9 protein-coding genes and 1 pseudogene are annotated in these 14,956 nt (G+C 67.8%); 4 read left to right on the forward strand and 6 right to left on the reverse strand.

Annotation, left to right across the window (positions count from 1 at the left end):
• Positions 1–30: 30 nt before the first annotated feature.
• The 5 genes and pseudogenes from BVG12_RS03180 to BVG12_RS03200 form a co-directional block, all read right to left on the reverse strand.
• Positions 31–1,899: an AI-2E family transporter gene (locus tag BVG12_RS03180; protein WP_075791154.1), complete on the reverse strand. Its 1,869-nt coding sequence runs from the start codon at positions 1,897–1,899 to the stop codon at positions 31–33.
• 93 nt (positions 1,900–1,992) lie between these two features.
• Positions 1,993–2,433: pseudogene (locus BVG12_RS03185) on the reverse strand (ABC transporter permease subunit); the annotation flags it as partial.
• Positions 2,426–3,220 carry a methionine ABC transporter ATP-binding protein gene (locus tag BVG12_RS03190; protein ID WP_075791156.1) on the reverse strand — a complete coding sequence of 265 codons (795 nt, stop codon included), beginning with the start codon at positions 3,218–3,220 and terminating at the stop codon, positions 2,426–2,428. The pseudogene BVG12_RS03185 and the gene BVG12_RS03190, both read right to left, overlap by 8 nt.
• A gap of 14 nt (positions 3,221–3,234) precedes the next feature.
• Complete coding sequence (locus BVG12_RS03195; protein WP_075791157.1) at positions 3,235–4,464, reverse strand: acyl-CoA dehydrogenase family protein; 1,230 nt, start codon at positions 4,462–4,464, stop codon at positions 3,235–3,237.
• A gap of 128 nt (positions 4,465–4,592) precedes the next feature.
• Positions 4,593–5,219, reverse strand: a complete 627-nt coding sequence (locus BVG12_RS03200; protein WP_075791158.1) for a LysE family translocator — start codon at positions 5,217–5,219, stop codon at positions 4,593–4,595.
• 119 nt (positions 5,220–5,338) lie between these two features.
• On the opposite strand from BVG12_RS03200, the gene BVG12_RS03205 reads away from it, so the two are divergent.
• From BVG12_RS03205 to BVG12_RS03220, 4 genes are all read left to right on the forward strand, one after another.
• Positions 5,339–6,184 carry a metallophosphoesterase gene (locus tag BVG12_RS03205; protein ID WP_229503788.1) on the forward strand — a complete coding sequence of 282 codons (846 nt, stop codon included), beginning with the start codon at positions 5,339–5,341 and terminating at the stop codon, positions 6,182–6,184.
• Between the two features lie 249 nt (positions 6,185–6,433).
• A complete protein-coding gene (gene bcaP / locus BVG12_RS03210; protein WP_075791159.1) occupies positions 6,434–7,837 on the forward strand; it encodes a branched-chain amino acid transporter BcaP in 1,404 nt (467 codons plus the stop codon).
• 180 nt (positions 7,838–8,017) lie between these two features.
• Positions 8,018–9,475, forward strand: a complete 1,458-nt coding sequence (locus BVG12_RS03215) for an iron-containing redox enzyme family protein (protein WP_083684474.1) — start codon at positions 8,018–8,020, stop codon at positions 9,473–9,475.
• 62 nt (positions 9,476–9,537) lie between these two features.
• Entirely contained in the window at positions 9,538–11,787 is a 2,250-nt protein-coding gene (locus BVG12_RS03220; protein ID WP_075791160.1) for a cyanophycin synthetase family protein, read from the forward strand.
• A gap of 12 nt (positions 11,788–11,799) precedes the next feature.
• Here BVG12_RS03220 and BVG12_RS34935 read toward each other — a convergent pair whose 3' ends face one another.
• Complete coding sequence (locus BVG12_RS34935) at positions 11,800–14,904, reverse strand: PAS domain S-box protein (RefSeq protein ID WP_083684477.1); 3,105 nt, start codon at positions 14,902–14,904, stop codon at positions 11,800–11,802.
• Positions 14,905–14,956: the final 52 nt, after the last annotated feature.

Consider the following 14,956-nt stretch of genomic DNA (forward strand, 5'->3'; position numbering starts at 1 on the left):
ACGCATGCCCAGCAAGACACCGGATAGCTATCAACCCCGCGCCGCCCGCTCCGGCGCCACGAACGCCAGCGCCTCCTCGAACGAGCGCAACACGATGTCCACATGCTCCTCGACCATCGGCTGCGGCACGGTCGACTGGTCGAACGGCAGTTTGACCGTGGCCAGCAGTGCGTCCGGCAAATGGGTCCGCATGTCGGTGACCGCGTTCAGCCAGTCGCCCAGCCGGTCTTCCACGGGGTAGGGCAGGATCACCGTCGAGATCAGCTCGGCCTTTTCCGGTCCCGGACGGTCGGCCGAACCCAGCAGCACGCTGCGCGCGTCGATGCTCGCGTCGCGCAAGGCGGAGACGAGCAGTTCGCTGAGCAGTTCGTCGCGTTCGACCGCGAGGGCGGCGCACAGCACGACCGAGTGGGCCGGCACGTCGAGCGAGCCTTGCCAGCGGCCCTGGCGCGTCTCGCGCATCTGGCGCAAATAGGCGCCCAGATTGGCGTCGAGCAGGGAGACGTCGCGGCGGCGCCGCGTGCGCGCGGGCGTGCGGCCCTCCGGGTTCAGCGTGGCGGCCACGCGGCCCATGGCGGCGCGCATGGTTTCCATCTGGCCCGCGTCGATGCGGCCCGCGCGCATGTCGGCGCCGGCCAGCGCGAGGCCCGGCAGCAGCACCTTGTCGCAATAGCGCGCGAAGCTGGCGCGCCGCAGGTAGGCGTTGGCGTCGCGCACGATGGTGTCGCTGTCGGCGGTCAGCAGGCGCTGGTACAGGCGCTGGGCGCCGGAGACGTTCGGGGCGTCGCCCAGCAGGATCGTCACCGGTTCCAGCCCGCGCACGTGGCGGCCGGCGACGACGAAGCACAGGGTCAGCGGCGTCGACAGCAACAGGCCGACGGGGCCCCACATCGCGCCCCAGAACACGGCCGAGATGATCACGGCCAGCGGCGACAGGCCCGAGCTGTGGCCATAGACTTTCGGTTCGACGACGTTGGCGACGAACAGTTCGAGCGCGACGAACAGGGCGATGCACGACAGCGCCAGCTGCCAGCCGGGGTCGATCGCCGCGACGAACACGGCGATGACGGCGCCGGCCGCCATCACGCCCAGGTAGGGCACGAAGCGCAGCATGCCGGACAGCGCGCCCCACAGGCCCGCGTGCGGCACGCCGGCGAGCCACAGCAGCACGCCGATCAGGGTGCCGAACGTCAGGTTGACGGTGAACTGCGACAGGAAGAAGCGCGACACGCCCTGGGCCGCGTCGCCGAGCGTGCGGATCGTGCGGTTGATTTCGGTTTGGCCGGCGAGGCGGATCAGGCGGTCGCGCAGCGATTCGTGTTCGAGCGAGATGAAGACCAGCAGCACGAGCACGAGGCCGGCCTCGCCCAGCGGCCCCCACGCCATCGCGAACAGGCGCGCGAGCGAGTCGCGCGTCGTCAGGCGCGGCGGGCGGATCTCGACGGGCAGCGGCTGCGTGGGGCTGACCGTCACCGTGTTGATGCCGCGCCGGCTGCTCACGGTGCCGCTTTGCTGCGACTGCGGCTGCACGGCGCTGATCTCGGCCTCGATGCGGGCGAACGGCCGTTCCGTCAGTTCGCGCACGGCCGCGACCTTGGTGCGGATCGCGGCGCGGTATTTCGGCAGGTCGCCCGTGACGGCCACGAGCTGGAAGGCGAGGACGATGCCCAGGCCGACGACGCACGTGCCGACCATCAGCACCGACAGCATCGTGGACGGCACCTGGCCCAGGCCGATGCGGCGCAGGGTGCGGATCAGCGGCGCGATGACGAGGCTCAGGATGACCGCCAGCGCGAGCGGTTCGAGGACCTCGCGCCCGAAGTACAGCAGACCGAGCACGCAACAGGCGGCGACGATCGAACTCGAGGTCAGGTGCTTGAACAGGGTGGAATCGCGCATTCGCGGCCGGCAAAACCGCCAATGTAGCAAAAAAACAGGCTGCTGATCAAATTTCGTAGCGGAAATTTTTTATCACGTCCCCTAGGTGCCGGGCGATAAAAAGATGATGGCGACGATCGCAAGCGCCAGCACGAGGCCGGCGCGGGCTTCGACGAACAGTACGCGGGTGACGACCTGCAGGTCCGACGCCCCCATCGCTCGCGCCGCTTCGATCACGCCGCGCGGCACCGCGCGCAGGGCTTGTTCGACGAGGCGCGCGAACAACGGGACGGCGGCGATGGTTAGCGGCACGATCGAACCGCCGGCGGCCTGCCGCGTGAGCGGCACGAGGACGACGAGCAGGATGATGAACGGGACGGAGCGGATCGCGTCGACGGTCCGGCCCGGCGGCCGGCCGTCGCCCGACAGGAACAGCAGGACCCCGAGCGGGCCGCCCAGCGCGACGGCGACGGCGAATCCGATGCCGGGCATGGCGAGGCAGTGGCCGAGGGCCGCGAACAGCTCGGGCAGCACGTCGACGCGACGTTCAAGCATGGAGCACGCCGGGATGGAACGGCGCGCCGGCCTCGCTGCCGTGGAACGCCAGTTCGCGGCCGAGCGCCGTGAGGCGGGGCGCGGCCGTGTCGGCGGGGGCGAACGTCTCGGCCACGGTGCCGTCCTCGATGACGGCCGCGCGATTGCACAGGGCGCCCAGCGCCGGCAGGTCGTGGCTGACGATGACGATCGTGACGCCCAGGTCCGCGTTCGCGCCGCGCAGCGTATCGAACAGCGCGCGTGCCGCCTCCGGGTCGAGCGCGGACGTGGGTTCGTCGCACAGCAGGATCGCGGGCCCGCTCGCGAGCGCCCGCGCGACCGCCACGCGCTGCTGCTGTCCGCCGGACAGGCGCGCCGGATACGCGTCCAACTCGGCCGCGAGGCCGACCCGGTCCAGGCAGTCGAGCACGCGCCGGCGCAGGCGCGGCGGGTTCAGCAGGGCGTGCAGGCGCAGGGGGAACGCCACGTTGTCGAACACGGTCAGGTTCTGCAGCAGGCTGGGATGCCGGAAGACCATGCCGATGTTCTGGCGCGCGGCGCGCAGGTCGCGTTGGGACAGGCGCGTGAGATCGCGCCCCGCGACGACGACGGCGCCGCTGTCGGGCGCCGCGAGCAGGTTGATCGTGCGGAGCAAGGTCGACTTGCCGGCGCCGTTCCGCCCGGCGATGCCGAAGACGTCGCCGCGCCGCACGTGCAGCGTGACGTCGCGCAGGACCGTGCGACCGCCGACGGATGTCGTCGCGCGCTCGATGCGGATCAGCGGCGGTTCGGCGGACGGGATTGCCATCGCAGACCTCCCGTTCACGAATAGGCGGTCGGTTCCGGCAGCGTGCCGTCGAGGGCGTGGCGGCCGATGTCGCGCAGCGTGTAGTCGACCGGGTCGTGCAAGGTCTGCACGCGGGCGTTGCGCCAGAACCGGTCGAAGCCGTGGCGCGCGGCCGTGGAGCGCGCGCCCGTCAGCTCGAACATCTGGCTGCCGATCTCGATGGCGGCCTTGTGCGCCAGGACCTTCGCCTCGGCGACGGCCAGCGCGACCTCGCCCCGTTCGCGCACCGTGAGGTGGGCGCCGCGGGCGAAGGCGTCGTCCAGTTCGGCCGCCGCCGCGTCCGCGAGCGCCTGCGCCGGGCGCACGAGCAGCCGGAACTGGCCGAAGCGGTGCTGCACGTACGGATCGTCCGTGGCGCCCGCGACGTCAAGGCTGGACGCGAACCACGGCCGCGCGTCGGTGCGCAGATAGCCGCGCGCTGCCTCGAACGCGCCTTCGGCCAGGCCGAGGTATACATTCGTCATGACCAGTTGCGCCACTTGCGATCGCAGCGTCGCCCGCGGCGTGGGGACGCGGCCGGCCGGTTGCAGCACGTCGTCCTCGGCCAGGTGCACGTTCGCGAACGTCACGGTGCCGCTGTCCGTCTGGCGCTGGCCGAACGCGTCCCAATCGGCCTGCACGGCGATGCCCGGGTGGTTCGTGGGCAGCACGGCGACGAGGGCGGCGCTCGCGAGCGGGTCCCAGGCGCAGACCCGGTCGGACCCGGTGGCGCCCGAGGCGAAGCCCTTGGCGCCGGCGAGGATGTAGCCGCCGGCCGTGGGCGTGGCGACGAGGCGCTTGTCGAGCGGATTGACGGCATTGCCCCAGAAGAGGCGGCGTTCGGCGGTGTCCGTGAGCAGCCGGCGCTGCTGGCGCGCGCTGCCGAGCAGCCGCACGGTGGCGACCTGCAGATGGTGGAACCCGAGCAGGTGGGCGAGGGCGCCGTCGGCCCGGGCGACGATGCGCACGACGTCGGCGATCGTCTTCCAGTCGGCGCCCTGGCCGCCGAACTCGCGCGGCACGGACAGCGCCAGCAGGCCGGCGGCGCCGATGGATGCGCGTTCGCTTGCCGCATGGCCGCCTGCGCGGTCGCGCTCGACGGCGGTGGCGCGCAGCCGCGCGGCCAGATCGGTGGCGGCGGCGATGGGGTCGTAGCGGCCGGCGGCAGGGGCCTCGTGGGCGGGGCTCGCCGGCGATGCGGGGACTGGGTGCAGTGCCAGATGCATGGTCGATATCCTTCAGCTAAGTCGGCCCAGTATCGCAAACGGGGGACCCGGCGTGAACGAAGATATTCGCCTTTCGATATGCGCCGAACGTCGAAGCGGAAGGCGGCTATGCACCCATGAGGCGGCGGTCAGCGGGAGACGATCAGCCGCAGCCCCAGCGCGATGAAGATGGTGCCGGCGACGCGGTCGAGCCATTGCCCCGCCTTCGGACGGCGTGCCAGCCACTGGCCGATGGCGCCGGAAAAGAAGCCGAGGAGGCCGAACAGCACGACGGCTTGCAGCGTGAACGTGAGGCCCAGCAGCGCCGTCTGCAGGTTGGCGTCGCCGCGCTGCGCCACGACGAATTGCGGCAGGAACGACAGGAAGAACAGGGCGACCTTGGGATTGATCGCGTTGGCCACGAGGCCTTTGACGAACAGCGTGCGGGCCGGATCTGCCGAGGCGCCAGCCGTGTCGATGCGGGCGCCGCCACGGCTGCGGATCGCGTGCCAGCCCATCCAGGCCAGGTACAGGCCGCCGCATACCTTCAGCGTCGTGAACGCCAGCGGCGACGCCGCGATGAGGGCGGAGACGCCGATGACGGCCAGCAGCGTGTGGCTCAGGCAGCCAAAGGCGCAGCCGAGCCCGAACGCGATGCCCCGCACGCGGCCCTTCGACACACCCACGCTCAAGACCATCATATTGTCGGGCCCCGGCGACAGGGTGAGCAGGATGGCGGCGGCGAGGAAGGCGAAGAATTGGTCGGGTGTCAGCATGGCGGTTCCTGTCGAAAAGACAATGTTACCGTGGCTTGAGCGATTGCACCAGTGTGTGGGCTGGGGCGACAGTGGGCGTGGCAATCGTGTACAGTGCGATTTTCGCACGCCTTTTCCGCATGTCCAGGCACAAGCACCGACGTCCGATCCGGAATGCCACCGAACGCGTCCTGAACACCGTTCTCCTGAAGGGCCGGCTGGCCGGGATGAGCTATCGGCTCGGCGGGCTGGGCCGAGTGCGCGTGACTTATCAGGATGTCGAGCTGGGGCCCGAACGGGGGCTGCCGCAGCCGTTGCGCATCGGTTTCGCGTCCGATTTCCACGCCGGGCCGACGACGCACCCGGCCCTGTTCGACGATCTGTTGGCGGCGATCCGCGCCGAATGCCCGGACGTGCTGCTGCTGGGCGGCGACTACGTGTCGTTCGACGCGCACAACGTCGCCGCGCTGCGCACCTTCCTCGAGGGCGCGCGGGCGCCGCTGGGTACGTATGCGGTCGTGGGCAACCACGACATCTGGAACGGCCGCGACGTCGTCGAGGATGCCTTGCGCGCGGCCGGCGTGGCGGTACTCGTGAACCGCAACGTCGCCTTGCCGGCGCCGTTCGGCCAGGTCAGCGTGTGCGGCATCGACGACCCGTGGACGGGAAAACCATCCGCCGGCGCCACGTTCGCCGGCGCCGGCACCGTGCGCATCTACCTGATGCATTCCCCCGACGGCCTGTTCCGCCTCGAGCGCCAGCGCTTCGACATCGGGTTCGCCGGCCATACCCACGGCGGGCAGATCGCGCGCACGGATGGTGCACCGTTGTTCCGTCCCAGCGGCCCGTGTTCCCGCGAATACACCTACGGCCGCTACGATTTGCCGGACAACGGCCCACTGATCGTCAGCCGCGGCGTCGGGTGTTCCGGTATTCCATTGCGGCTGAATGCCGATCCGGAACTCGTGATCTGCACGCTGCGTTAGGGTTTTTGCGGATTCCCATGCCCCATGCATGGAAATATTGAGTATTTCCTTTGATTCTGGATAACAGAATGGAGATAATGTCACGCCGCTAAGCGACTGACCGGCATTGTTTTTGCATGTCAGGCAGCTTCGCAGTCCGAGCCCAAGAGGAGACCGCCTCAAGCGTATGCATGTGCAGGCCAACCGCCTGCCCGCCGCCCGCACAACAATCAGGGACCGGGATCTATCTACTATCGATTGGAGAAAGCAGTGAGTCTTTTCAGAACCAAGAATCTCGACAACATGGTCGCAGCCTCCCGTACCCCGGGCGGGCTGAAGAAAGTGCTGGGGCCAACCGACCTCATCCTCATGGGCATCGGGGCGATCGTCGGCACCGGTATTTTCGTGCTGACCGGTACCGGCGCCTTGACGGCCGGTCCCGCGCTGACGGTGTCGTTCATCGTCGCCGCCATCGCCTGCGGCTTCGCGGCCATGTGTTATGCGGAATTCGCGTCCACCGTGCCGATCGCCGGTTCGATCTACACCTACAGCTATGTCGTGCTGGGCGAGCTCGTCGCCTGGATGATCGGCTGGGACCTGCTGCTCGAATACGGTCTGGCGACGTCGGCGGTGGCCGTCGGCTGGTCCGGCTATTTCCAGTCGCTTCTGAGCGGCTTCGGCATCACGATTCCCGAAGCGCTCACCGCCGCGCCGGGCGCACTGCCGGGCGTGCACACCCTCATCAACCTGCCCGCGCTGTGCATCATGCTCGTGCTGACCGCGATGCTGTCGTGGGGCGTGCGTGAATCCGCCCGCGTCAACAACGTCATGGTCGTCATCAAGATGGTCGTCGTGCTGCTGTTCATCGCCGTCGGCGTCAAGCACGTGAGCCCGGCCAACTGGCATCCGTTCGCACCGTTCGGCGGTACCGGCATCATGAGCGCCGCCGCCGTCGTGTTCTTTGCCTTCATCGGTTTCGATGCCGTCACGTCGGCCGCCGAGGAAGTCAAGCGTCCGGAACGCGACCTTCCCATCGGCATCATCGGCTCGCTGACCATCTGCACGATCCTGTACGTCATCGTGGCCGCCATCATGACCGGCATCGTGCCGTTCCAGATGTTCAAGGGTATCGACCACCCGGTTTCCCTGGCCCTGCAGCACGCGGGCGAAAACTGGTTCGCCGGCTGGATCGACCTGGGCGCCATCCTCGGCATGACCACCGTGATCCTGGTGATGGCCTATGGCCAGACCCGCATCATCTACGCGATGTCGCGCGACGGCCTGCTGCCGGCCAAGCTGTCGACCGTCCACCCGAAGTTCGGCACGCCGTTCTTCGCGACCTGGATGGTCGGCATCATGTTCGGCCTGATCGCCGCGTTCGTGCCGCTGAACGTGCTGGCCGAGCTGGTCAACATCGGCACGCTGGCCGCGTTCTGCCTGGTGTCCGTCGCGGTCATCGTGCTGCGCAAGAAGCGCCCGGACCTCAAGCGCGCGTTCCGCTGCCCGGGCGTGCCCATCGTGCCGGGCATCGCCGTCGTGTTCTGCCTGGCGCTGATGTCGTTCCTGTCCGCGATCACGTGGATGGCCTTCGGCATCTGGCTGGTGCTGGGCCTGCTGGTCTACTTCGGCTATGCCCGGGCCCGTTCCCTGCTGAACGTCGCGGCCCAGTCGTAATCGCCATCGGACGGCCCGTGCCGTCCGCGCTTCCAGGCGGCGCTGCGGCGCCGCTTTTCTTTGGCGAAACGATACAATTTTTGTAATCCTCGTCCGACATTCTGGAGGGAAGCGTACCGATTACGCCATCAGCGCCGGGTCCGCATAATCTTGGTAAAACATTTACCAAAAGATTCTGTTATGACTTCCACTCTTGTCGCCGACAACCAGGAACGCGCCACCGCGCGCGACGCCCGTCCCGCCCAGGTGCCGGCCGCCAAAGCGCTGTATTTTTCCCTGCTGGACAACCCATCCGGATGCCGCGAGGCGGCGCGGGCGTATCTGGCAGCGCAGATCGCGCTGGCGCGCGCGGAACCCTGCGAATTGCCGGACGCCGTCTGGCAGCTGCAGGGCTGGATCCAGGGCCGCGCCGAGACCGTCGGCATCGCGTACCGCGAATACCTCGCGGCCCGCAAGAACGGCGCCGCGCGCCGCTATTTCACGAGCAAGTCGCACGCGCTCTACTTCCTCAAGGGCGTCGCCCCCACGAAGCTCGTCGACGGCGCCTGGCTGTACGGCACCTTGTCGCGCTGGGACAATCCCGACTTCCACCCGCTGATCAAGACCTATCTCGAAGAGCTGGGCGACGGCGTGCCGGACAAGAACCACGTCACGCTGTACCGCCGCCTGCTCGCGGCGCACGGCTGCGAGCATTGGGAGACGCTGCCCGAGGACCACTTCGTCCAGGGCGCGATCCAGCTGGCGCTCGCGCACCACGCGGACGACTTCCTGCCCGAGCTGGTCGGCTACAACCTCGGCTACGAACAGTTGCCGCTGCACCTGTTGATCACGTCGTACGAGTTGAATGAACTGGGCATCGATCCGTATTACTTCACCCTGCACGTCACGGTGGACAACGCCGGCAGCGGCCATGCGCACAAGGCCGTGCAGGCGCTGCGCAACCTGATGGCGCAGTCGGGCGACCCGGCCGCGTTCTTCCGGCGCGTGCTGGACGGCTACCGCCTGAACGACCTGGGCGCATGCACGACATCCGTCATCGGCGCGTTCGACCTGGAAGCGGAGCTGGTGGAGATCCTTGGCGCCAAGGCGACGGTGGGCAAGAACATGCACTCGGACTACTGCCGCGTGGCCGGCCGCTCCGTCAACGACTGGCTTGCGGACCCGCAACAGATCCCGGCATTCCTGACCGCGCTGGAAGACGCCGGCTGGATCCAGCGCGGCGCGGAGGTGGAACACAGCCGCTTCTGGCGCCTGATCCAGGGCGAGCGCGCCGAGATGTTCGGCGTGTTTTCCAGCTATGAGCAGCAGGTGCTGCGCGACTGGATCGTCACGCCGCGCGACGCGTCTGCTGGCGCGCGCACCGGCCGCGTGCTGAGCCACCGCGCCCGCCAGCGCGCCCTCGACAGCCTCACGCAGCATGCGCAGCGCAGCGGCTATCCGGAGCGGGGCCTGATCCGGCGCCGTACCGCAGGCAGCAGCGGCGACACGGAACTGCACCAGCTGGAAGAACGCGTGGCCAATGCCGCCGGCAAGCCGGAGGCGATGGCCATGCTGGCGCGCCTGATGTCGCCATCCGTGCATCATACGGCCATCGGCCTGATGGCCACGCGGATGTATTCGCGGCTGCTCGACGCGTAAGCGGTACCCCAGCGGCGCGCAGCATTCCGCACGCCGCGACGACTTAGAAACAAGGATATCCTGTGCAGATACTCGAACAACGCTTCCTGCGTGGACCGAACATCCATGCCGCCACCCCATGCCTGTTGTCCGTGCTCGACCTGGACGATTTGTACGGCGTCTCCACCCGCGACCTCCCGCAATTCAACGACGCGCTGCTGGCGCTGTTGCCATCGCTGGCCGACTATCTCGTGCCCACCGGCCAGCCGGGCGGCTTCGCCCAGCGCCTGCGCGAGGGTACGTATCTCGCCCGCGTGATCGAGCACGTGACCCTGGGCCTGCAATGCCTCGCGGGTGCGCCGGCGGCGTTCGGGCGCACGCGCCCCGTGACGGGCAAGCCGGGCCAGTTCCGCATCGTCTGCGCCTACCAGCTGGAAAAGGTGGCGCAGCCGGCATTCTCTCTGGCGGTGGACATCGTCGACGCCCTGGCGCATGGCCGCCCGTTCGACCTGGCGCCGCGCCTTGCCGAGCTGCGCGGCCTGGCGGAGCACTACGCCATCGGCACTAGCACGGCCGCGGTGCTGGCGGCCGCGCAGGAGCGGGGCATTCCCGTCATGCGCATCGCGGAAGACGCCAACCTGTTCCAATTGGGGTGGGGCGTGAAGCAGAAGCGCATCCAGGACACGATCACGGGCGACACCGGCACCATCGCCGTGCGCATCGCCGGCGACAAGCAGCTGACCAGGCAGCTCCTGAGCGAGGCGGGCGTGCCCGTGCCGAAGGGCGACATCGACGGCCTTGACTACCGCGTGCTGGTCGCGGGCGGCAAGGTGGCGGCGGCGTCGCTGCGCCGGCCCGCGGATGCCGGCGGCGACGCCGCGGCCGAAGACGTGACCGACCTGCTGCCGGAATCCACGCGCCGCCTGTGCGTGCGCGCGGCCGCAAAGATCGGCCTGGACGTCGCAGGCATCGACATCGTCTGCCGCGACATCGCCGTCCCGCTGGCCGACCAGGGCGGCGCCGTCATCGGCGTCGACGCGTCACCCGGCATCGGCATGCACCTGCATCCCGGCAGCGGTGCGCCACGCGACGCGGGCGACGCCATCGTGACGAGCCTGATGGGCGATTCCGACGGCCGCATCCCGGTGATCGCGTGCACGGGCACGAACGGCAAGACGACCACCACCTTGCTGATGGCGCACACGGTGCGGCTGACGGGCCGCGTCACGGGCGTGACGTCGACGCACGGCGTCACCATCGGCGGCAAGGAAGTCACGAAGGGCGATTGCACGGGCTACTGGTCGGCGCGGACCGTGCTGTCGTCGCCGGACGTCGAGTTCGCGGTGCTGGAGACGGCGCGCGGCGGCATCCTCAAGCGCGGCCTCGCGTTCGACCGCTGCGATATCGGCATGGTGCTGAACGTTTCGCCGGACCATCTGGGCCTGGACGGCGTCGACACCATCGAAGACCTCGCGCAGGTGAAAGCCGTCGTGCCGCTGGCGGCCACACGCGCCGTCGTGCTGAACGCGGAAGACCCGCTGTGCGTGGCGATGGCGCGCCGGGTGCACCCGGACGTGGAAATCGTCTACTTCGCGATGGAGGCCGACAACCCGGTCCTGTTGCGCCACCTGGAGGAGGGCGGCCGCGCAGTCTACTTCCAGGACAATTCGATCGTCGTGGCCGACGCCACCTATCACCAGGAATTGCTGCGGGTGGAAGCGATGCCGATCGCGTTCGGCGGGCGCGCGCGCTACAACATCGCCAACGGTCTCGCCGCGACGGCCGGCCTGATGGCGGCGGGGTTGTCCAATCTGCAGATCGCGACGGGACTGTCGACGTTCGTCAGCGACGGCAAGACGAACCCGCTGCGCACGAACGTGTTCGACGTGCGCGGGGTGACGGTCATCGTCGACTATGCCCACAACCCGGCGGCCTATGCCGCGCTGGCGGAGATGGCGCGCGCGCTGCTGCCCGGCCAGCTGGTGGGCATCGTGACGGCGCCCGGCGACCGCCGCGATGCCGACCTGCTCGACGTCGGCCGCGTTTGCGCCGGACGCTTCGACGAACTGGTCGTGTACGAATCGTCCAGCCGCGGGCGCACCTATGGCGGCGCCGTCGACCTGATCCTGCGGGGCGCCGAGGATGTCGTGGGCAAGACGGATACCTTGCACCGCGAACCGGACGTCGGCGCGGCGATCCGCCTGGGCCTGTCGCTGTGCCGGCGCGGGGACGTGCTCGTGTTCGCGTGCGGGTCGTCGCTGGACGTGTTCGTGGAGGCGATCCGCCAGACGGATCCGGAGAGCGCGGCGCGGATCGCGGCCCAGGCGGGATGAGCGGTGCGCCCGTCAGTCGTGCGTCGCGGCGGCGGGCGCCACCTCCGACAGCACCCGCCGCAACGCCGTCATGTCGATCGGCTTCACGAAATAGTGCTGGAATCCGGCGGCCTTGGCGAGGACCCTGTCGTGTGCCTGTCCATAGCCCGTCAGCGCGATGAACAGCGCGTCCCGGGTGCCGTCCATGCCGTGCAGCCGCCGCGACAGCTCGTAGCCGTCCATGTCGGGCAGGCCGATGTCCAGGATGAGGGCGTCGGGACGCGCCGACCGCGCCGCGTCGAGCGCGCTCTGCGCGTCGTGGCGGATCGTCACGGTATGGCCTTGCGTCTGCAGCAGGGCCGCGAGCGAGTCGGCCGCGTCGGCGTTGTCGTCGACGATCAGGATCGTCAACGGTTGCACTGCCTGGCTGTCCGGGGCGGGCGCCGCGGACCGGCGGGCGGCGTCGTGTCCGTGACGGAGTACCGGCATCGACAACGTGAACGTGCTCCCCTTGCCGGGGCCTTCGCTGTTGGCCGTCACGTTCCCGCCATGCAGCGACATGATGCTGCGGACGAGCGCAAGGCCGAGCCCGAGCCCGCCCTGCGACCGGTCCGGGGTACGCTCGGCCTGCGTGAACAGGTCGAACACGTGCGGCAGGAACGCGGCATCCATGCCGATGCCGTCGTCGGCGATGCTGATGGAGACACACGGGCCGTCGACTTCCATTCGCAGGTCGATGTGGCCGCCGAGCGGCGTGTATTTCGCCGCGTTGTTCAACAAATTCGTCAACACCTGGATCAGGCGCGTGCGGTCGCCCAGCACCACTGCGGGCGCCGGCGCGAGGCGGACGGAGAGAGCATGGCCGCGCGACTCGATCAGCGGTTTCGATTGCTCGATCGCGCTCTGGACCGCGTCCCTGATGTCAAGCTCCGCCTTCTCGACGGACACGAGGCCGCGCGTCACGCGCGACACGTCGAGCAAATCTTCGACCAGGTCGGTCATATGCCTGACCTGGCGGGTGATGATCGCGCTGTATTGTTTGACGACGTCCTTGTCGGCGCCGGCCCGTCCCAGAAGCTCCGCAGCGGTGCTGATCGGCGCCAGGGGATTGCGCAGTTCGTGCGCGAGCATGGCGAGAAATTTGTCCTTGCGCCGGTTGGCCAGTTCCAGCGCCTCTTCCGCTTCGCGCTGGATCGTGATGTCGGTATTCGTGCCGAACCAGCGGACGATCTGCCCATTCCGGTCGCGGATCGGAACGGCCCTCGACAGGAACCAGCGATATTCCCCGTTGGCGCTGCGTAGCGGAAACAGGTCTTCCCACGCAATCTGCTGGACGACGATCTCGTCGTAATACTTGGCCTTCACGGCTTCCACGAAGTCGGGATGGTGCACCTTTTCCCATCCCCATCCTTGCATGTCCTCGAGCGTCGTGCCGGTATATTCGAACCAGCGGTTGTTGTACCAGAAGATCCAGCCGTCGCTGTTCGCCATCCAGGCCAATTGCGGAATGTTTTCCGCCAGGGTGCGGAACTGGACCTCGCTTTCCTTGAGCGCCGCCTGGGCCTTTTTGGATTCGCTGATGTCGAGGATATAGGCGATGCCTTCGTCCTTGGTGCCTTTGTAACTGGCCGCGCCGATATACACGGGCAGGCGGCTGCCGTCTTTGCGGAAGTATTCTTTCTCGTAGGCCTCCACGCTGCCGGTGGATTGCAGGGTTTCCAGGCTCTTCCGGTCGGCCTCCGCCCACTCGGGAGGCGTCAGCTGGCGCCAGGATAATCCGGTCAGTTCGAATTCTTCGCGCGTGTACCCGAGCATCCTCAGCAGAGCGTCATTCGCCTTGATCAGGGTGCCGTCGTAACGGTATTGCATGATCCCGATGACGTTCGATTCGGCGATCGTCCTGAACTGGAATTCGGTCCGCAGCCGCGCTTCTTCCGCGAGTTTCTGCTGCGTGATGTCCAGGATCACGCCCGGCATCCAGACCGGCTTGCCGCTGTGCGGATCGATATCGATCTTGCCGCGCGCATGGACATACCGGATGCTGCCGTCCCGATGACGTAGGCGGAAATAGTATTGATACGGCTTGCCGGTGGCGAGCGATTCCGCGATATTGGCGTCGACGCCGGCTCTGTCGTCGGGATGGACCGCATCGAGATAGGCCTTGAGCGGGCCGCCGTTGGCATCCGCGTCGGAAACGTGGAACATTTTCGCGAAATTGCGGTCCGCATAGACGCGGTCGGCCTGGACATCCCAGGTCCAGGTGCCGATTTCCGCTGCGGTCAACGTGCCTTCCAGTCGCGATTGCGCATTCTGCAATTCCGCCTGCATGATTTTCTGGTCGTTGATATCGGTGCAGGTGCCCATCCACCGTTCGATCTCGCCGGCCTCGTTCCGGATCGGCAAGGCGCGCGCCAGCATCCAGTGATATTCCCCCGAGTGATGCCGCAACCGGTATTCGATCTTGTACGGTTCGCCGGTCGCGAGGCAATGCGTCCAGGCCTTTTCCGTGCGCGCCAGATCGTCCGGGTGGATGATCGCGCCCCAGTTCTGGCCGATGGTTTCATCCCGCGACACGCCGGCGAATTCATAATGCCGCCGGTTGTAATAATCGTGATATCCATCAGGCAATGCCGACCAGACCATCTGGGGCATGGCATCGGCAATTTGCCGGAACCGGGCTTCGCCTGCCTCGGCCGCCTGCTGCCGCAATACCTGTTCCGTGACGTCTTCCACGGTGTGGATGATAAAGACGAGGTCGCCCGCCGCATCGAGCACCGGTGTATTGAGCGGTTTCCAATACCGTACTTCGAATTCGCCCGCGGCCGAACCGTGCTTGGGGATATCGTATTTCTGGATCGGCATGACGTCGGGCTGCCTGTTTTGCAGCACGCGCATCAGGGAAGCGCGCAGGTTCGTGGTGCCGGTGGCGCCGGGATCCGCGGGATTATCCGGGAATACCTCGAACAGATTTCTCCCGAGAATCTGTTCGCGCGTCGTCATGGTGGCGCGCAAGCGTGCTTCATTCGCGGCCACCATGGTGAAGTCGGGCCTCAGAACCAGATAAGGAATCGGTGTCGCATCGAATAAGAGACGGAAATCGAGGCCCAGACCATCGGGCGGTTCAGCAGGCGCGGCCATATCACAAGTCCCGGGTTGCCAAGTGATACGATGATAAGTCGAAGCGGCAAAA

Origin of the sequence: Massilia putida, assembly GCF_001941825.1 — a bacterium.
Classification (GTDB): Bacteria; Pseudomonadota; Gammaproteobacteria; order Burkholderiales; family Burkholderiaceae_D; genus Telluria; species Telluria putida.

Bases quoted from the DNA above. Each gene is read 5' to 3' on its own strand.
- BVG12_RS03180 (WP_075791154.1), bottom strand. From the start codon at position 1,899: ATGCGCGATTCCACCCTGTTCAAGCACCTGACCTCGAGTTCGATCGTC.
- BVG12_RS03190 (WP_075791156.1), bottom strand. From the start codon at position 3,220: ATGGCAATCCCGTCCGCCGAACCGCCGCTGATCCGCATCGAGCGCGCG.
- BVG12_RS03195 (WP_075791157.1), bottom strand. From the start codon at position 4,464: ATGCATCTGGCACTGCACCCAGTCCCCGCATCGCCGGCGAGCCCCGCC.
- BVG12_RS03200 (WP_075791158.1), bottom strand. From the start codon at position 5,219: ATGCTGACACCCGACCAATTCTTCGCCTTCCTCGCCGCCGCCATCCTG.
- BVG12_RS03205 (WP_229503788.1), top strand. From the start codon at position 5,339: ATGTCCAGGCACAAGCACCGACGTCCGATCCGGAATGCCACCGAACGC.
- BVG12_RS03215 (WP_083684474.1), top strand. From the start codon at position 8,018: ATGACTTCCACTCTTGTCGCCGACAACCAGGAACGCGCCACCGCGCGC.
- BVG12_RS34935 (WP_083684477.1), bottom strand. From the start codon at position 14,904: ATGGCCGCGCCTGCTGAACCGCCCGATGGTCTGGGCCTCGATTTCCGT.